At 71.2% G+C, this 18,420-nt stretch carries 16 protein-coding genes; 7 read left to right on the top strand and 9 right to left on the bottom strand.

Translation table 11 applies throughout. The annotated features are described in order from the left end of the window. Positions 1-23: 23 nt before the first annotated feature. The 4 genes from ACIBCT_RS09260 to ACIBCT_RS09245 are packed head-to-tail and all read left to right on the top strand — an operon-like array spanning position 24 to position 4,704. On the top strand, positions 24-1,181 hold the full coding sequence (locus ACIBCT_RS09260; RefSeq protein ID WP_399186887.1) for an ABC transporter permease: 1,158 nt from the start codon (positions 24-26) through the stop codon (positions 1,179-1,181). Continuing rightward, positions 1,178-2,332: an ABC transporter permease gene (locus ACIBCT_RS09255; protein WP_399186886.1), complete on the top strand. Its 1,155-nt coding sequence runs from the start codon at positions 1,178-1,180 to the stop codon at positions 2,330-2,332. Before ACIBCT_RS09260 ends, ACIBCT_RS09255 begins: the two co-directional genes overlap by 4 nt. Positions 2,333-2,353: 21 nt before the next feature. After that, on the top strand, positions 2,354-3,703 hold the full coding sequence (locus tag ACIBCT_RS09250; protein ID WP_399186885.1) for a nucleotide sugar dehydrogenase: 1,350 nt from the start codon (positions 2,354-2,356) through the stop codon (positions 3,701-3,703). Between the two features lie 5 nt (positions 3,704-3,708). Then, entirely contained in the window at positions 3,709-4,704 is a 996-nt protein-coding gene (locus ACIBCT_RS09245) for an NAD-dependent epimerase/dehydratase family protein (protein WP_399186884.1), read from the top strand. Between the two features lie 34 nt (positions 4,705-4,738). On the opposite strand, the gene ACIBCT_RS09240 is transcribed toward ACIBCT_RS09245, so the two are convergent. Both ACIBCT_RS09240 and ACIBCT_RS09235 read right to left on the bottom strand, forming a co-directional pair. Further along, positions 4,739-5,839, bottom strand: a complete 1,101-nt coding sequence (locus tag ACIBCT_RS09240) for a DegT/DnrJ/EryC1/StrS family aminotransferase (protein ID WP_399186883.1) — start codon at positions 5,837-5,839, stop codon at positions 4,739-4,741. Further along, positions 5,836-6,288, bottom strand: a complete 453-nt coding sequence (locus tag ACIBCT_RS09235) for a sugar 3,4-ketoisomerase (RefSeq protein WP_399186882.1) — start codon at positions 6,286-6,288, stop codon at positions 5,836-5,838. Before ACIBCT_RS09235 ends, ACIBCT_RS09240 begins: the two co-directional genes overlap by 4 nt. Before the next feature lie 285 nt (positions 6,289-6,573). Between ACIBCT_RS09235 and ACIBCT_RS09230 the strand changes: the two genes are divergently transcribed. From ACIBCT_RS09230 to ACIBCT_RS09220, 3 genes are all read left to right on the top strand, one after another. Further along, complete coding sequence (locus tag ACIBCT_RS09230; protein ID WP_399186881.1) at positions 6,574-7,947, top strand: NDP-hexose 2,3-dehydratase family protein; 1,374 nt, start codon at positions 6,574-6,576, stop codon at positions 7,945-7,947. Beyond that, on the top strand, positions 7,944-8,927 hold the full coding sequence (locus ACIBCT_RS09225; RefSeq protein ID WP_399186880.1) for a Gfo/Idh/MocA family protein: 984 nt from the start codon (positions 7,944-7,946) through the stop codon (positions 8,925-8,927). The genes ACIBCT_RS09230 and ACIBCT_RS09225 overlap by 4 nt, the downstream gene beginning before the upstream one ends. Before the next feature lie 151 nt (positions 8,928-9,078). After that, a complete protein-coding gene (locus tag ACIBCT_RS09220; protein WP_344897927.1) occupies positions 9,079-10,305 on the top strand; it encodes a class I SAM-dependent methyltransferase in 1,227 nt (408 codons plus the stop codon). Between the two features lie 34 nt (positions 10,306-10,339). Here ACIBCT_RS09220 and ACIBCT_RS09215 read toward each other — a convergent pair whose 3' ends face one another. From ACIBCT_RS09215 to ACIBCT_RS09185, 7 genes are all read right to left on the bottom strand, one after another. Then, positions 10,340-11,617 carry an activator-dependent family glycosyltransferase gene (locus ACIBCT_RS09215; RefSeq protein ID WP_399186879.1) on the bottom strand — a complete coding sequence of 426 codons (1,278 nt, stop codon included), beginning with the start codon at positions 11,615-11,617 and terminating at the stop codon, positions 10,340-10,342. A gap of 27 nt (positions 11,618-11,644) precedes the next feature. After that, on the bottom strand, positions 11,645-12,901 hold the full coding sequence (locus ACIBCT_RS09210) for an activator-dependent family glycosyltransferase (protein ID WP_399186878.1): 1,257 nt from the start codon (positions 12,899-12,901) through the stop codon (positions 11,645-11,647). A gap of 27 nt (positions 12,902-12,928) precedes the next feature. Beyond that, a complete protein-coding gene (locus ACIBCT_RS09205) occupies positions 12,929-14,197 on the bottom strand; it encodes an activator-dependent family glycosyltransferase (protein ID WP_399187163.1) in 1,269 nt (422 codons plus the stop codon). A 23-nt stretch (positions 14,198-14,220) separates the two neighbouring features. Further along, positions 14,221-15,336 carry a DegT/DnrJ/EryC1/StrS family aminotransferase gene (locus tag ACIBCT_RS09200; protein ID WP_399186877.1) on the bottom strand — a complete coding sequence of 372 codons (1,116 nt, stop codon included), beginning with the start codon at positions 15,334-15,336 and terminating at the stop codon, positions 14,221-14,223. 31 nt (positions 15,337-15,367) lie between these two features. After that, on the bottom strand, positions 15,368-17,230 hold the full coding sequence (locus ACIBCT_RS09195) for a fatty acyl-AMP ligase (RefSeq protein ID WP_399186876.1): 1,863 nt from the start codon (positions 17,228-17,230) through the stop codon (positions 15,368-15,370). Positions 17,231-17,274: 44 nt separating this feature from the next. Continuing rightward, positions 17,275-17,871, bottom strand: a complete 597-nt coding sequence (locus ACIBCT_RS09190; protein WP_399186875.1) for an LmbU family transcriptional regulator — start codon at positions 17,869-17,871, stop codon at positions 17,275-17,277. 242 nt (positions 17,872-18,113) lie between these two features. Then, a complete protein-coding gene (locus ACIBCT_RS09185; RefSeq protein WP_399187162.1) occupies positions 18,114-18,416 on the bottom strand; it encodes a hypothetical protein in 303 nt (100 codons plus the stop codon). Positions 18,417-18,420 lie beyond the last annotated feature (4 nt).

The raw sequence follows: 18,420 nt of genomic DNA, 5'->3' as shown, positions 1-18,420 counted from the left end.
AACGGAGGCCCACGGTGCGCGGAATGATCACCATACTCGTGAAGGACCTGCGGCAGCGGGCCAAGGACAGCACACTGATCGTCTTCGCGGTCGTGCTGCCGCTCGGCATGGCCTTCATCCTCAACGCGGTCCTCGGTGACGCGGGCCAGGAGTTCAAGGCCCGCTACGCCGTGGTCGACGCCGACCGCGCGGCCGGGAACACCGGCTTCGTCGGCCAGGTGCTGGAGCCCATGAGCACGTCGGGCGTCGTGACCCTGCGGCCGGTGGCCACCGTCGACGAGGCCCGCGCGCTGACGGAGCGGCGCGAGGTGGAGGCGACCTTCGTCGTCCCCGCGAACTTCTCCGCCGACGCGCGCGCCGGACGGCCCGCCACACTGGAGATCATCGGCAACGTCGGCGCCCCGGTCGCGGTCCAGGTCGCCCGGGAGGTCGCGCAGTCCTACGCCGCCGGGCTGCACTCGGTCCGGCTGGCCGTCGCCGTGGCCACCCCCCAGGGGACGGCCCCCGATGGCGAGCTGGCCGAGCGGGCCGGCGCGCTCCCCATGCCGGTCTCGCTGCGCGAGGACGCCTCCGCGCTGAAGCGCCAGCTGGACGTCACCACCTACTACTCGGCCGGCATGGCGATGTTCTTCCTGTTCTTCGCCGTGGTCTTCAGCGTCACCAGCATCTTCGACGAGCGCAGGGGCGGCACGCTGACCCGGATGCTGGCCGCGCCGATCTCCCGGCCCACGATCGTGATGGGCAAGCTGCTCAGCGGCGTCCTGGTCGGCATCGTGAGCATGACGATCCTGGTCGTGGTCACCACGCTCGTGATCGGAGCCCGCTGGGGCGACCCGCTCGGCGTGGCCGCGCTGGTGGTCTCGGGAGTGCTCGCCGCCACCGGGCTGATGACCGCGCTGGCCACCTTCGCCCGTACCGCCGAGCAGGCGTCGAACTGGCAGTCGGTGGTGGCGATGCTGCTCGGCATCTTCGGCGGGGTGTTCTTCCCCAGCGCGCAGCTCGGCGGGCTCAACGTGCTCGGCTACCTCACACCCCACAAGTGGTTCATGCAGGGCCTGGGCGACCTGGCCGGCGGGGGGTCGCTGCAGGCCGTGGCGATCCCGGTCGCCGCCCTGCTCGGCTTCGCCGTCCTGGGAGGCGCCCTGGCCCTGTTCCGCATCGGAAGGATGGTGCACGCGTGAAGGCCCTCGCCATAGCAATGGTCAACCTCCGCCGGGTCTTCAGCGAGCGCACCAACATCTTCTTCCTGATCGTGGCGCCGTTCCTGATGGTCTTCGTGCTCGGGCAGATGTTCGGCGGCAGCCAGCAGCTGACGCTGGGCGTGGTGAGCGGCTCCGGGCCGCTGTCGGAGCAGCTGGTCCAGGCCCTCGGCTCGGGCAAGCGCATCGTGGTCGAGCCGGTCGCCGACGAGGGCGCGCTGCGGACCGCGGTGGAGCGCGGCAGGCTGCGGACCGGCGTGATCGTCCCGGCCGACTACGACGCCAGGGTGCGCGACGGGGGACAGGTCGAGCTGCGCTACCTGACCCGCCAGGAGGACCCGGGCGCGGCCGAGATCGGCACCTGGATCCGCTCCGTCGTCCCCCAGCAGGCCGCGCTGCTGCGCGCCGCCCGCTTCGGGCAGCAGGAGGGGAGCGGGACCTTCGAGGAGAACCTCGCCAGGGCCGCCCGGGTGGACATCGGGACGGTCCAGGTGAACGTCACCACCACGGGCCGGAGCCTGTTCCCCGAGGGGTTCAACCCCTTCGGCGCCTCGGCGCCGCCCCTGATGCTGATGTTCACCTTCCTGACCTCGCTGACCGCCGCGATCGGCCTCATCGAGACCCGGCTGCTCGGCGTCGCGCGCCGGATGTACGCCAGCCCGGTCACGGCGCGCACCATCGTCACCGGCGAGGCCCTCGGCCGGTTGATCATCGCTCTCGCCCAGGCACTGCTGATCATGATCGGCTCGGCCGTGATCTTCGGGGTCGACTGGGGGGACCCGTTCGCCGCGGGTACCCTCGTGCTGGTCTTCTCCCTGGTCGGGAGCGGGGCCGCGATGCTGCTGGGATCGGCGTTCAAGACCCCCGGGGCGGCGATCTCCGTCGCCATGGTCCTCGGGCTGGGGCTCGCCGCGCTCGGCGGCTCCATGGTCGCCCTGGAGTCCTTCAGCCCCACCATGCAGACCATCGCCCATGTGACGCCGCACGCCTGGGCCTACGAGGCCTTCGCCGAACTGGTCAGGAACGGCGGCACCATCGTCGACATCCTGCCCCAGTTCGCCATCCTGAGCTGCTACGCCGCCGTCCTGTTCGCCCTAGGCGTCTGGCGCCTGCGTCGTGTCCTCACCCGGTAAAGCCAGACCTTTGGAGATGACATGCGTTTCCTGCCAGAGCGGGAGAACATCACGGCCGCGGTTCTCGGCCTGGGATACGTCGGGTCGTGCGTGGCCGCGGTCCTGGCCGACCGGGGCGTGAACGTGATCGGGGTCGACACCGACCCCGTGCTCGTCGAGGAGCTGAACGCCGGGCACTGCCGGTTCAGCGAGGCCGGCCTGCCCGAGCTGGTGGCCCGCCACGCGGGCGGCCGGCTGCGCGTCACCACGAGCTACGAGAGCGTCTCCGAGGCGGACGTGGTGATCGTCGCGGTCGGCACGCCCACCGGCGAGCGCGGCGTCATGAAGGAGAGCCAGCTCCGCGGCGCCTGCGAGGAGCTCGGCAGGCACATCCGGCCCGGCCAGCTGCTGGTCTTCAAGAGCACCGTCCCGCCGGGGGTGACCCGCTCCCTGGCGCTGCCGCTGCTGGAGCGCGGCGGCCTGGTCTGCGGCGAGGACTTCGGGCTCGCCTTCTGCCCCGAACGCCTCTCCGAGGGCACCGCCCTGCGCGAGCTGCGCAGCTTCCCCATCGTCGTCGGCGGCTGGTGCGCCGACTCCTCGGCCGCGGCGGTGGAGTTCTGGCGCCGGGCGATCGGCGTCGAGGTGATCCCGGTGGCCTCCCTGGAGGCGGCCGAGATGGTCAAGCTCGCCGACAACTGGTGGATCGACCACAACATCGCCCTGGCCAACGAGCTGGCCCGGGTCTGCGCGGCGCTGGACGTCGACGTCCTCGACATCATCTCCGCGGCCAACTCCATCCCCAAAGGCAACGGCAACGTCAACATCCTGCTGCCGAGCGTGGGCGTGGGCGGCTCCTGCCTGACCAAGGACCCCTGGATGGTCTGGCGCTCCGCCCGCGAGCGCGGCATCGACCTGCTGACGATCCCCGCGGCCCGCGAGGTCAACGACTCCATGCCGCACTACACCCGCGACCTCATCGTGGAGGAGCTGGCCCGGATGGGCCGCTCCCCGGCGGGCGCGAAGGTGACGGTCCTGGGGCTGGCCTTCAAGAACAACACCGGCGACCTGCGCGAGACGCCGGTCAGGCCGGTCGTGGAGGAACTGCTCAAGGCCGGCGCGAAGGTCACCCTGTACGACCCGCTGGTCGACGCCGACGAGGCCGAGAAGCTCTTCGGGCTTCCGCAGGCCGCCTCGCTGGAGGAGGCGGTGCGCGGCGCCGACTGCCTGGCCGTCCTCGCCTGGCACCGGGAGTTCCACGACATCGACTTCGCCGCGCTCCGCGAGCAGGTCGCCCCGGGGTGCGCGGTCGTCGACGGCCGCGCCTACTACCCGCGCGAGACCATAGACCTGCTGCGCGAGTCCGGGTACGCCTACCGCGGGATCGGGAGGTAGGGGACATGGCGAGCAACACCGCGAAGGTGGTCGTCACCGGTGGTCTCGGCTTCCTCGGCAGCCACCTCGCCGAGGCCCTGGTCCGGCGCGGGGACGAGGTCACGGTCTTCGACGGCGGGCCGCCCCCGTCCGGCCGGGACGACGGGCCCGCGCCGCGGTACGTCGGCGGCGACATCAGGGACCCCGAGGCGCTCGCCGGCGTGATCACCGGCGACGTCGACACCGTCTACCACCTGGCGGCCGTCGTCGGCGTCGACCGGTACATCGACCGTCCCCTCGACGTCATCGACATCAACCTCATGGGCACGAAGAACGTGCTGGAGCTCACCGAGCGGGCCGGCGCCCGGCTGGTGCTGGCCAGCACCAGCGAGGTGTTCGGCAAGAACCCGGCCGTGCCGTGGGCCGAGGACGACGACCGCGTCCTCGGCAGCACCGCCACCGACCGGTGGAGCTACTCCTCCAGCAAGGCGCTGGCCGAGCACCTGACGTTCGCCTACATGCGCCAGCGCGGGCTCGACGCCACCATCGTGCGCTACTTCAACGTCTACGGGCCCCGCCAGCGGCCGGGCTTCGTGGTCAGCCGCAGCATCCACCGCGCCCTGCGCGGCCTGCCGCCGGTCCTGTACGACGACGGCGGGCAGACGCGCTGCTTCACCTTCGTCGACGACGCGATCGCCGCCACCGTCGAGGCGGGCACCGCCGCCGTGGCGCTGGGGGAGTGCTTCAACATCGGCAGCTCGGTCGAGACGTCCGTCCGCGAGCTCATCGAGCTCGTGGTGGAGCTGACGGACGGGGACAAGGCGGTCCCGGTGGACCCGCGCGACGGCTTCGGCTCCGCCTACCAGGACCTGTCGCGCCGCGTCCCCGACACCTCCAAGGCGCTCGCCGTGCTCGGCTGGCGCAGCACCACCGACCTGCGGGACGGCCTGTCCAGGACGATCGAGTGGGCGCGGGCCAACCCCTGGTGGCTGGAACAGCCCGACAGCGGCTCGGCCACCTGACGGCCCGGCGGGACCGGACGGCCGTCCGGTCCCGTCAGGCGCAGGCCTCGTGCGTGGCGGCCACGACCGCGTCCACCGCGTCGTCGTCCAGGTGGGGGCCCATCGGCAGGCTCAGAACCTCGTCGGCGAGCCGTTCGGCCAGCGGCAGCGATCCGGGCGGGTACCCCTGCCCGGCGTAGGCGGGGGAGCGGTGCACCGCGACCGGGTAGTGGACCAGCGTGCCGATCCCCGCGGCGGCCAGCCGCTCCTGGAGCTCCCGCCGGCGCGCGGTGCGCACGACGAACAGGTGCCAGACCGGCTCGGCCCACGGCGCGGGCACGGGCAGGACCAGGTCGCCCGCGCCCTTGAGCCCGTCCAGGTAGCGCGCGGCCACGGCCCGGCGGCGCTCGTTCCACTCGTCCAGCCGCGCGAGCTTGACCCGCAGCACGGCGGCCTGCATCTCGTCCAGCCGGGAGTTGGCCGCCACGACCTCGTGCACGTACTTCTCGCGGGAGCCGACGTTGCGCAGCAGCCGCAGCCGCGCGGCCAGCTCGGCGTCGTCCGTCACCACGGCGCCGCCGTCGCCGAGGGCGCCGAGGTTCTTGCCGGGGTAGAAGCTGAACGCGGACGTGGAGCGCGACCCGATCCGGCGGCCGTGCTCGCGGGCGCCGTGGGCCTGGGCGGCGTCCTGCAGGATCCGCAGGCCGTGCCGGGCCGCGACGTCCTCGACGGCCCGCAGGTCGACGGGGTGGCCGTACAGGTGCACCGGCATGATCACCTTGGTGCGGGGCGTGACGGCCGCCTCGATCCGCGCGGGGTCGAGGGTGCAGGTCCGCTCGTCCGGCTCCACCGGCACCGGCCGCGCGCCGCTCCTGGAGACCGCCACCCAGCTCGCGAAGAACGTGTGCGAGGGGACGATCACCTCGTCCCCGGGGCCGACGCCCATCGCGCGCAGGGACAGCTCCAGCGCGTCACAGCCGCTGCCCACCGCCACGCAGTGCGCGTTGCCGCACCAGGCCGCGAACTCCGCCTCGAACGCCTCCAGCTCGGGACCCATCAGGTACCAGCCCGAGCTCAGCACCCGCTGCAGGGCCGCGTCGATCTCGGCGCGCAGCTCCCCGTACGGGGCCCGCAGGTCCAGGAAGGGGACGCTCACCTCACGCTCCGCGCGTCCCGCAGGAACTCGTCGTAGTCGCGGTAGTAGTCGGACTCGTCGTAGGTCTCGGAGACCAGCCACAGGCCGACCGTCCCGGGCGCGAACTCGACCATGTCCCGCCAGACCATCGGGGTCATGTACAGCCCGCGCCGCGGGTGGTCGAGCACGAAGGTGCGCCTGTTGAAACCGTCGTCCACGTCGACCTTGAAGCTTCCGTGCACCGCTATGATCAGCTGCCGCAGGCGGCGGTGGCCGTGCCCGCCGCGCCGGGTCTCCGGCGGCATGCCGAACATGTAGTAGGCCCGCTTCACGTCGAAGTCGATCTCCTTGCCGGACTCGACCACGCACAGGCTGCCCCGCGGGTCGACGATCTCCGGGAGCTCGACGATGCGGCACGGTTCGACCCTGCCGACCATGACGTCCCCGCCGCCGTTCACAGAAGAACTCATCGGGCTGCCACCCTCCCTCGGACGAGGGGTCGCTCCGCCCCGTTCCGTCTCGCCAGCGGGACAAACGCTATTTTCAGAAAACCCGGCGGTCAAGCGATTCCCGGCGCCTCGGATCCGTACCGGAAGAACGAATGCAATGGACTAACGGGATTTATATAATTACTCTCCGGCGAAGGCCGTGCGATCCAAAGACCGGAGGGTCGGAACATGACCAGCCTCCCCCAGATATCACATTCTCTGCGCCGGGAGAATAATGAGTTCAGAACCCGCCTGACGAAATCGGCCATGGCCAGGGACAGTGCCGTCCTTCCGCTCGCCGAGTTCAGGGAGTGGTTCGCCGAGCGCCACCGCGCGGAGCGCGCCGAGGTCACCAGGATCCCCTTCGCGGACCTGGACGGCTGGAGCTTCGCGCCGGGCAGCGGCAACCTGGTCCACCGCAGCGGGCGGTTCTTCTCCGTGGAGGGGCTGCGGGTCAGCACCCGCTCCGATCCGGCGGCGAGCTGGTCGCAGCCGATCATCAACCAGTCCGAGATCGGCATCCTCGGCATCCTCGCCAAGGAGATCGACGGCGTCGTCCACTTCCTCATGCAGGCCAAGATGGAGCCGGGCAACATCAACTCCGTGCAGCTGTCGCCCACCGTGCAGGCCACGCACAGCAACTACGTCGGCGTGCACCGCGGCGCGGGCGTGCCCTACCTGGAGTACTTCACCCGGCCCCGGCCCGGCGGCGTGCTCGTCGACGTGCTGCAGTCCGAGCACGGGTCGTGGTTCTGGTGCAAGCGCAACCGCAACATGGTCGTCGAGGTGACCGAGGACGTCGAGGTCCGCGACGGCTTCTGCTGGCTCACCATCGGCCAGCTCCAGGAGCTCCTGCGCGTCGACAACCTCGTCAACATGGACTCCCGCACCGTGCTGGCGTGCGTCCCGTTCGACGGCACGGTCCTGGGCGGCGACGAGGAGGACGACTTCTGCGGGGCGCTGCGCCGCTCGGTGGTCGGCGGCGGGGCCGCCCTGCACACCACCTCCGGCCTGCTGAGCTGGTTCACCGCGGCCAGGAGCACCAAGCTGGTCGACCGCTGGTGCATCAACCTGGAGCAGGTCACCCACTGGAAGCGCTCCCGCGACGAGATCGCCCACGAGGAGGGCAAGTACTTCACGGTCGCCGCGGTCGCGGTGAGCGGGGCCGGCCGGGAGGTCGGCTCGTGGAGCCAGCCCCTGTTCGTGCCGGTCGGCCAGGGAGTGGTCGCCTTCGTCGTCAAACGCATCCACGGCGTGCTGCACGTGCTGGTCCACGCCCGGATGGAGGGCGGCCTGCCGGACATGGTCGAGCTGGCGGCCACCCTGCAGTGCGCGCCCGAGAGCTACGAGGGCGTGCCCGCCGGGCGGCGCCCGCGTTTCATGGAGTACGTGCTGAACGCCGACCCGTCCCGGATCCGCTTCGAGGCGATGCTGTCGGAGGAGGGAGGACGCTTCATGGGCGCGGTCATCAGGTACCTGGTGATCGAGGCCGAGGACGACTTCCCCGTCGAGGTGCCCGAGGACTACGCCTGGGTCACCGTCGGCCAGCTGTCCGGGCTGCTGCGGCACAGCTACTACATCAACGTCCAGGCCCGCACCCTGGTCGCCTGCCTGCAGGGCCTGTGGGGAGGAGAGCGTTGACGGTCCCACCGGTGCGCATGGGCGTGCTCTCGTGCGCGGACATCGCCTGGCGGCGGATGCTGCCCGCGATGACCGCCACCCCGGACGTGCTGCCGGTGGCGGTCGCCAGCCGCGAGACGGCCAAGGCCGAGACCTTCGCGCGGCGCTTCGGCTGCGACGCCGTCACCGGGTACGCGGCACTCCTGGAGCGCCCCGACGTGGAGGCGGTGTACATCCCGCTGCCCACCGGGCTGCGCGCCGAGTGGGTCGGCCGCGCGCTGCGGGCCGGCAAGCACGTGCTGGCCGAGAAACCCCTGGCCGTCAGCCGCGAGGAGGCCGGGGGACTGCTGTCCCTGGCCGAGCGGAGCGGGCTGCTGCTGGTGGAGAACCTCGTCTTCCCCCACCACTCCCAGCACGAGGAGGTGCGGCGGCTGCTCGGCGAGGGGGCCATCGGCGAGCTGCGCTCCTTCGCCGGCGACTTCGGCATCCCGCCGCGCGACCCCGGCGACTTCCGCTACCGCCCGCAGCTCGGTGGCGGGGCCCTGTTCGAGGTCGGCGTCTACCCGATCCGCGCCGCCCAGCTCTTCCTGGGCGGCGACCTGGAGGTCTGCGGCGCGTTCCTGCGCTACGACGCCGCCACCGGGGTGGACGTCGACGGCGGCGCGCTGCTCTGCTCGCCCGGAGGCGTCAGCGCGCAGATCAGGTTCGGGTTCGAGCACTCCTACCGCAGCTCGTACTCGCTGTGGGGGTCGCTCGGGTCGCTCTTCCTGGACCGCGCCTACACCTCGCCAGACTCGATGCGCCCGGTCGTGCGCCTGGAGCGGCAGGACCACGTCGAGGAGCGGACGCTTCCCGCCGACCGCCAGTTCGTCAACATCCTGGAGTCGTTCGCGCGCTCGGTCAGGCAGGGCGGCGACCAGACCGCCCACACCGGCCAGGCCCTGGCGCAGGCCGGGCTCGTCGACGAGATCCGCCGGCGGGCACGGCGGATAACGATATGACAATGAAATGCCGGGAAAGTGGCGGCCGGGGACGCCACGGTATCCTGAACAAACGCTCCCGGCTTCCTTTCTTCGGCATGCCCGAAGCGAATCTCCGTACGATTTTCAGTTGATTCACCCCTCCCGTGCACATCGAATCGAGGAGCCGAGTATGTCTTCCCAGTCGCGCTGCCGTGTCTGCGCCGGTCCCCTTGCCGAATTCTTCGACTTCGGGCGCCAGCCCCTCTCCGACGCGTTCGTCCGTCCCGAGGATTTCGCGGACGAATTCTTCGTGCGGCTCGCCGTCGGGATATGCGAGTCCTGCACGATGGTGCAGCTCATGGAGGAGATCCCCCGGGACCGCATGTTCCACGAGGACTACCCGTACGTGTCGTCGGGCTCGGCGGTCATGCGCGAGCACTTCGAGAAGCTCGCGCGGCGCCTGCTCGCCACCGAGCTGACCGGCGACGACCCGTTCGTCGTCGAGCTCGGCTGCAACGACGGGGTGATGCTCAAGGCGATCGCCGAGGCCGGGGTCCGGCACCTGGGCGTGGAGCCGTCCGGCGGGGTGGCCGCGATGGCCCACGCCAAGGGCATCCGGGTGCGCACGTCCTTCTTCGAGGAGGAGACCGCCCGCGACATCCTCGCCACCGACGGGCGGGCGGACGTCATCTACGCCGCCAACACCCTCTGCCACATCCCGTACATGGAGTCCATCCTGCGCGGGGTGACCGCGTTGCTGGCCCCGACCGGCGTCTTCGTCTTCGAGGACCCGTACTTCTCCGAGATCGTCGAGCGCACCTCCTTCGACCAGATCTACGACGAGCACTTCTACTTCTTCACCGTCCGCTCGGTCCAGGCCATGGCCGCCCGCTTCGACCTGGAGCTCGTCGACGTCGAGAGGCTCCCGGTGCACGGCGGCGAGGTCCGCTACACGCTGGCCCACGCCGGCGCGAGGACCCCGTCCGAGGCCGTGGCCGAGCTGCTGGAGGACGAGAACAAGCGCAACCTCGCGGCCATGCCCACGCTCAAGGGCTTCGCCCGCAACGTCGAGCGGATCCGCGACGACCTCACCGCCCTGCTGCGCGACCTGCGCAACGACGGCAAGCGGGTCGTGGGCTACGGGGCGACCGCGAAGAGCGCCACCGTGACCAACTACTGCGGCATCGGCCCGGACCTGGTCCCGTTCATCTGCGACACCACCGTCGCCAAGCAGGGCAGGCTCACCCCGGGCTCGCACATCCCGGTGCGGGAGCCGGCCGCGTTCGCCGACCCCTACCCCGACTACGCGCTGCTGTTCGCCTGGAACCACGCCGAGGAGATCATGGCCAAGGAGCGCGCCTTCCGCGAGGCGGGCGGCAGGTGGATCCTGTACGTGCCCGAGGTGCACGTCGTCTGATCCCGCGGGCCGCCCCCCGGTCCCGGCCTCCGGCCTACCGCGCCGCCCGGCTCACCGCACCGCCGCGGTGCCGGGCGGTGAGTCGTTCCAGTTCGGGGACGATCTGGTTGGGGCCGGGGGTGGCGAGGGTCTCCTGGCGGAGCCGCTGGGCGGCCTGGGTGAAGGAGGGTTCGTTCAGCAGGCGCAGGAGGTGTTCGCGGACGCGGGGTCCGGTGGCCTGGCTGCTGTGCAGGGTGAGGCCGGCGCCCTGTTGTGCGAGGAGTTCGCCCTTGAGGGGGGCGTCGAACATGTCGGCGAGGATGAGCTGGGGGACGGCGTTGACGACGCTGGTGGAGAAGGAGCCCCCGCCGCCGTGGTGGATCATCACCGAGCAGGTGGGGGTCAGGGCGTGCAGGGGGACGAAGGAGACCAGCCGGACGTTGTCGGGGACGTGGCGCAGCTCGCCCTGCTGCTTCTGCGGAAGGGTCGCGACGAGTTCGATGTCGAGGTCGGCCAGGTGGGTGAGGATGTCCTGCACGTCGACCGAGTAGCCGTCCAGGCGTTCGGTGGCCGAGGTGCCCAGCGTCAGGCAGACCCGGGGTTTCGCCGGGGGGACGTGCAGCCAGGGGGGGACGACCGCCACACCGTTGTAGGGGATGTAGCGCAGCGGCACGTACGTCAACGGCAGGTCCAGCCGTAGCGAGCCGGGCGTGTAGTCGATCGTGAACTGCCCGGTCGTCATGTCCTCGGAGAACGGCACCCCGAAGCGTTCGGCGCGCGCCCCCAGCCATTCGGCGAGCACGTCCCGCCGGGCGCCGGGCGGCTGCTGCGCCATGACGCGCAGGTAGTGGCCGCGCATCCGGGCCGTCAGGTCGAGTCCCCACATGAAGCGGGCGTGCGCGGCCCCGCACGCCTTGGCCGCGATCGACCCCGCGTAGGTCAGCGGCTCCCAGATCACCAGGTCCGGCTCCCACTGACGGCAGTACTCGGTCAGTCCCGCGATCATCGGGTCGTTCACCACCCGCCACCACCACGGAACCACCCCGTCGTAGCCCCATCTCAGGTGCTCCCAGGTGAGCACCTCGGGCCGGTCCTCGGCCATGTCGAAGGCCGGGGCGTCGGGCTTCATCCTCCGCATGACCTGGGTCATGCGCCGCAGCTCGTGGTCCGTGCCGACGGGGACGGCGGTCAGGCCCGCGCCGGTGATGACGTCGGTCAGCTCCGGCTGACTGGCCACCCGCACCTCGTGGCCCGCGTTGCGCAGCGCCCACGCCAGCGGCACCATCCCCAGGAAATGACTCTTCTCCGCGTGCGACGTGAACAGGACCCGCATGGTCTTTCCTTCCTGTGGCCGAGCCGCTCAGCTCACGGCACGGCCGCGGTGTTCGGCGGTGAGCCTCTCCAGTTCGGGGACGATCTGGTTGGGGCCGGGGGTGGCGAGGGTCTCCTGGCGGAGCCGCTGGGCGGCCTGGGTGAAGGAGGGTTCGTTCAGCAGGCGCAGGAGGTGTTCGCGGACGCGGGGTCCGGTGGCCTGGCTGCTGTGCAGGGTGAGGCCGGCGCCCTGTTGTGCGAGGAGTTCGCCCTTGAGGGGGGCGTCGAACATGTCGGCGAGGATGAGCTGGGGGACGGCGTTGACGACGCTGGTGGAGAAGGAGCCCCCGCCGCCGTGGTGGATCATCACCGAGCACGTCGGGGCGAGGACGTGCAGGGGGACGAAGGAGACCAGCCGGACGTTGTCGGGGACGTGGCTCAGCTCGGCCTGCTGCTTCTCCGGCAGCGTGGCCACCACCTCGATGTCGAGGTCGGCCAGACTGGTCAGGATGTCCTGCACCGGCACGGAGTAGCCGTCCAGGCGTTCGGTGGCCGAGGTGCCCAGCGTCAGGCAGACCCGGGGTTTCGCCGGGGGGACGTGCAGCCAGGGCGGGACGACCGCCACACCGTTGTAGGGGATGTAGCGCAGCGGCACGTACGTCAGCGGCAGGTCCAGCCGTAGCGAGCCGGGCGTGTAGTCGATCGTGAAGTGCCCGGTCGTCATGTCCTCGGAGAACGGCACCCCGAAACCCCTGGAGTGCACCCCCATCCACTGGCCGAGCGCGTCGGTGGCGACACCCGCCTCCTGCCGGGCGCGCAGGTAGTGGCCGCGCATCCGGGCCGTCAGGTCGAGTCCCCACATGAAGCGGGCGTGCGCGGCCCCGCACGCCTTGGCCGCGATCGACCCCGCGTAGGTCAGCGGCTCCCAGATCACCAGGTCCGGCTCCCACTGACGGCAGTACTCGGTCAGCTCCGCGATCATCGGGTCGTTCACCACCCGGCACCACCACAGGACGTGCCCCTGGTAGCCGGTCTTGATCTGCTGCCAGGTGAGCATCTCGGGGCGGTCCTCCGCCATGTCGAAATCCTTCTCCTGACCGGTGTCCTTGGCGAGCTGCAGGAGCCTGCCGAGGCCGTGGTTCTTACCGACCGGGACGGCGGTCAGGCCCGCGCCGGTGATGACGTCGGTCAGCTCCGGCTGACTGGCCACCCGCACCTCGTGACCGGCGTTGCGCAGCGCCCACGCCAGCGGCACCATCCCCAGGAAATGGCTCTTCTCGGCGTACGACGTGAACAGGACCCGCATGGTCTTTCCTTCCTGTGGCCGCGCCGCTCAGCTCACGGCACGGCCGCGGTGTTCGGCGGTGAGCCTCTCCAGCTCTCCGACGAGCTCGTTGGGGGTGGGCATGGCCTCCATCTCCGCGCGCAGCCTTCCCGCGGCCTCGGCGAAGGAGGGCTCGCCCAGCAGGCGCAGCAGGTGCTCGCGCACCCGCGGGCCACTGGCGTCACGGCCGTGCAGGACCAGTCCGGCGCCCCGCGCGGCGAGGTTCTCCGCGAGCACCGGCTCGTCGAACAGCTTCGGGGCCATGAGCTGCGGCACGCCGTGGGAGGCCACCGTGAACACCGTGCCCGGACCGCCGTGGTCGATCACGGCCGAGCAGGTGGGTGCCAGGGCGTGCAGGGGGACGAAGGAGACCAGGCGGACGTTGCCGGGGACGTTCTCCAGCTCGGCCTGCTGCTTCTCCGGCAGCGTGGCCACCACCTCGACGTCGAGGTCGGCCAGGTGGGTGAGGATGTCCTGCACGTCGACCGAGTAGCCGTCCAGGCGTTCGGTGGCCGAGGTGCCCAGCGTCAGGCAGACGCGGGGCTTGACGGGGGGGACGTGCAGCCAGGGCGGGACGACCGCGGTGCCGTTGTAGGGGATGTAGCGCAGCGGCACGTAGGGGAGCGGCACGTCCAGCCTCAGCGAGGCCGGTGTGTGGTCGATCGTGAACTGCCCGGTCGTCATGTCCTCGGAGAAGGCGACGCCGACCTTGGCGCCGCGCGCCCCGAGCCACTCGGCCATGGCGTCGCGCTCGTGCGGGGCCTGCTCCCGGCGGACCCGCAGGTAGTGGCCGCGCATCCGGGCGAACAGGTCCAGGCTCCACATCATGCGGGCGTGCGCGGCTCCGCACGCCTTGGCCGCGATCGCCCCCGCGTAGGTGGCCGGCTCCCAGATCACCAGGTCGGGCCTCCAGTGCCGGCAGAACGCGGTCAGCTCCCCGATCATGGGGTCGTTCACCACCCGCCACCACCACGGCACCAGCTCGTCGTGGTAGCCCCGGCGCAGGTACTCCCAGGTCAGCCTCTCCGGCCGGTCCTCCGCCATGTCGAACGGCGGCGGGGCGTCCGGATCGAGGCTGTCGCCGTGCGTGAGCAACTGCTGCAGCATGTGGTCCGCGCCGACCGGCACGGCGGTCAGGCCCGCGCCGGTGATGACGCCGGTCAGCTCCGGCTGGCTGGCCACCCGCACCTCGTGACCGGCGTTGCGCAGCGCCCACGCCAGCGGCACCATCCCCAGGAAATGGGTCCTCTCGGCGTGGCTGACGAACAGCACCCGCATGGAACGACCCCCGCCGCGCTCCGTCACAGGGCCGCCAGCACCTTGAGCAGCGACTCGACCACCATCGCCTGGTCGCTCTCGGTCAGCGACGGGTACATCGGCAGCGAGAAGATCTCCTTGGCCGCCGCCTCGGTGACGGGCAGGCTCCCGGTGCGGTACCCGAGCTTCGCGAACCCCGACATCGTGTGCACCGGCCACGGGTAGCTGATGTTGAGCGACACGCCGTAGGCCTTGAGCGCCTCGATGATGTCGTCCCGCCGCGGGTGGCGGACCACGTAGACGTAGTAGGAGTGCTCGTTGCCGGGGGCGACCGCGGGCACGACGACGTCGGTGCCGGCCAGCGCCTCGGCGTAGCGCGCGGCCACGGCCCTGCGGGCCGCGACGTAGCCGTCCAGCCGGGTCAGCTTGCGGCGCAGGATCTCGGCGTGCACCTCGTCCAGCCGGCTGTTGTGTCCCGGCGTCCGCTCGACGTAGTAGCGCTCCTTCATGCCGTAGTAGCGCAGCTGCCGCAGCGCCGCGTCCACCTGCGGGTCCGAGGTGATCGTCGCCCCGCCGTCGCCGTACGTCCCCAGCACCTTGGTGGGGTAGAAGGAGAACGCGGCGGCCTGGCCCATCGAGCCCGCGATCCGGCCGTGATGGCGGGCCGCGTGCGCCTGAGCGCAGTCCTCCAGGATCACCAGGTCGTGCCGGCCGGCGATCTCCCGCAGCGGCTCCATGTCGACGCACTGGCCGTACAGGTGCACCGGCAGCAGGCAGCGGGTGCGCTCGGTGATCGCCGCCTCCACCTGCCCGACGTCCATGAGGTAGGTGTCCTCGTGCACGTCGACGAAGACGGGGGTGGCGCCGGTGGCGTCGATGGCCACGACCGTGGGCGCCGCCGTGTTCGACACGGTGATCACCTCGTCGCCCGGCCCGACGCCCAGCGCCTGCAGGGCCAGCACGATCGCGTTCGTCCCGTTGTCCACGCCCACGCAGTGGGAGACGCCGTGATAGGCGGCGAAGTCCGCCTCGAAGTCCCGCACGGCACGGCCGAGCACGAGCTGGCCCGAGCGGAACACGGTGTCGACCGCGTCGAGGATGTCCTCCCGCTCGTTCTCGTACTCCTGCAGATAGTCCCAGACGTAAAGGGGCCTGGCCATACATCACCTCCGGATGGGAAGCCACTTCGGCTCAGTGGGCGAGTTCCCCGCGGAGGTACTGCTCGCGGCAGGCACCACGGCGGATCTTCCCACTGGTCGTCCGCGGCAGGGTGCCGCGCCGTACGAGGACGAGGTCGTGCGCGGTCAGGCCGTGACTTCGGGTGATCTCCTGGCGCAGGCCGCGCAGGAGCACCTCCCGTTCGGTCCCGTCGGCCGCCAGGAGCGCGGGATCGGCCTCGACGAGGACGACGAGCCGTTCCTCGCCGTCGATCTCGGCGGAGAACGCGGCCACCGACCCCTCGGAGACGACCTCGGAGGCGGCGTCCCGCGCGGCCTGCACGGTCGCCTCGATGTCGTCGGGGTAGTGGTTCCGGCCACGAATGATGATCATGTCCTTGGCCCTGCCGACCACGTGCACGCGCCCGTCCAGCAGGAACCCGAGGTCGCCCGTGCGCAGCCAGGGGCCGGGGAGCAGGTCGCCGTCCGCCTCGACCAGGTGCTTGGCGAAGACGGCGGCCGAGCGGTCGGGCCGGTTCCAGTAACCGTCGGCCACGTTGGGCCCGCTCACCCAGATCTCGCCGACCCGGCCGTCCGGCAGCGCGCTCGTGTCCTCCCGGTGCCGGATCCGCACCGACACCCCCAGGCTCGGCGCCCCGCAGGAGACGATGCGCACGGTGTCCGGGCTGCCGGGCGGGAGCTCGCGGGCCACGCCGGCGGCCAGGGCCTCGCGGTCGAAGCACCGGTCGGTCATGCCCTCGCCCACCGGCGGGGCGCTGACCGGAAGGGTCGCCTCGGCCAGGCCGTAGCAGGGGGACGGGGCGGTGGGCGACAGGCCGCCGACCGCGAACGCCGAGGTGAACGCCTCGGTGGACTCGGCGTACACCGGCTCCGCGGCGATCGTCAGCAGCCGCAGCGAACTCAGGTCGAGCTCGCTCCTGCGCTCCCCGGTCACCCTGCGCACGCACTGCACCAGGCTGGAGCTCGGCGTGATGCTCCAGTCGGCCCGGTAGTCGGAGATCATGCGCAGCCAGCGGTAGGGGTCCTGCACGAAGGCCATCGGGCTGAGGTTGACCGAGTGCGCGCCCGCGCCCAGCGGGTTGGTGATCCCGCAGACGAGACCGAAGTCGTGGAAGAACGGCACCCACGAGGCGATCACCGACGACGGCCAGTGCGCCCTGATCTGGTGGTTGGTGACGGACAGGTTCAGGTGCGTGACGCGGACGCCCGCCGGGGCGCCGGTCGAGCCCGAGGTGTACTGCAGGTACGCCACGTCGCCCGGCGCCATGCGCGGCCTGCGCCAGTTCCCGGCCTCGTCCGCGGGGACCTCGTCGACGCAGAGCAGATCGGCGGGCACGCCACCCGCGTCGTCAGTGCCGCCGGTGCCGTCGGTGCCGCCGGTGCCCCGCATCCCGTCCAGCAGCCGCTGGACGGAGGGGCGCACCGCGGAGGTGGTGAGCACACACCGCGGCGCGCAGTCCCCCATCACCGACAGCAGCCGTTCGTTGCTGCGCAGCGCCTCGGGCGCGTACAGCGGAACCGCGACGAGGCCCGCGTACAGGCAGGCGAGGAAGGCCACGACGTAGCCGGGCTCGTGCGGGCAGAGCACCGCCACCCGGTCGCCCGGCTCGCACCGCCGTTGCAGGACCGCAGCGACCGCACGGACCCGCTCGTCCAGCTCGGCGTAGCTCATCGTCCGGTCGCTCTTCTCCCGGCGGCCGGTGTCCCGGCGCATCCCGTACTCCACGAAGGTGATCGCGGGGGAGGAGCCGGCGGTCCGGGCGTGCAGGCGGACGCTGTCGGGAAGGTAGCGGAGGCGGAGGTGTTCCGATCCCCGGACGGTGGTGACGGCGGTCTCGATGACGTCCTCGGAAGGATCGCCGTGATCGGGGCTCAAGCTGTCTTCTCCGTCCGGTGAGGGCCCTGTGGGGCCCGGGGGGATCAGGCGGACTGGGGCAGGGCGTCCGACCGGGCGGCGGACTCCCTGGCCTCCAGGGCCGCCAGCGCCGCCCGGTCCAGGTTGGAGACCATCCAGACGAGCAGGTCCTGCTCGGTGCTCTCCGCGGCCTCCTGCCAGCGCTTCTTCTGCTCGGCGATGACGTTCATCTGGATGTGGGTGACCTCGTCGGCGACCCCGCCGTTGCGCTCCGCCTTGATGCGCCGGCGCAGCTCGTTACGGGACCAGGAGCCCTTCTCCGCGCGGTTGAGCCAGATCTCCTGGTCCGGCTCGGGCAGGCTGGCCACCTCCGCGTGGTGCTGGAAGCTCAGCTTCTCCCGGCGCCGGGACAGGCTGAACTGCCGGGCCACCCACGCGTAGTTCCGCAGGGTCTGGTAGTCCAGCGAGGTCTCGGCGATCGCCCGCTTGTAACGGTCGGGGTACTGCGCCTGGCCGTAGATCAGCCAGTCGCCCAGCCACCAGGCGGACGAGTCGGAGATGATGAAGATCTGCCGGCCCAGACGGCTCCAGGCGGTCAGGGACATGTTCGGTGGGAGGGAGAGGGCGGTTCTCCTGGTCATGCCCGGTGCGTCCAGTGCCATTCGCGCGTTGTGGGCGGGTCTGGTCTGTCCGTGATGTGTGGTCGCAAGACTCGGGTAACCGTTCACGTCTGTCGTCACGTCTGTCACACCCTTTCGCCTCGACGGATCCGTCGATGGCTGAGAGTTTGCCCTAGAGGCCACGGGAGAGTTCTAGACGAGATCTAGACGGCGTGCGGGGAGGGGGACGGGCGCCAGGTCAACGCCGTTCTTCCCGCTCATCGGTACCGTGCCGTGCCCCGTCGCTATCCCTGGCCGTCGGCGCGGCGGGGGAGCCGCTCGATGACGAAGTCCGCCAGGTCGTCGAAGTTCCTGCCGCCGAAACCGGCCATGTCATCCAGGAGAGGGACGCCGTAGGCGTCCTCGAGGGCGAGGATCAGGAGGATGATGGAGAAGGAGTCGAGGTTGCCCAGATCGCTGGGTTCGGTGATCTCCCCCAGGTCGGTCAGCTCGGGGATGGCGAGCTCGTTGGAGCTGAACAACACGATCTTCAGCGCCTCGCGCTCGATCCGCTCGCGTACTTCCTTCTTCTGGTCGGAAACGAACATCTCG

The sequence above is a fragment of the Streptosporangium sp. NPDC050855 genome (assembly GCF_044456585.1).
GTDB lineage: Bacteria > Actinomycetota > Actinomycetes > Streptosporangiales > Streptosporangiaceae > Streptosporangium > Streptosporangium longisporum.
The sequence above is the reverse complement of the archived record's forward strand: the minus strand, read 5'-3'. Positions and strand labels throughout refer to the sequence as shown.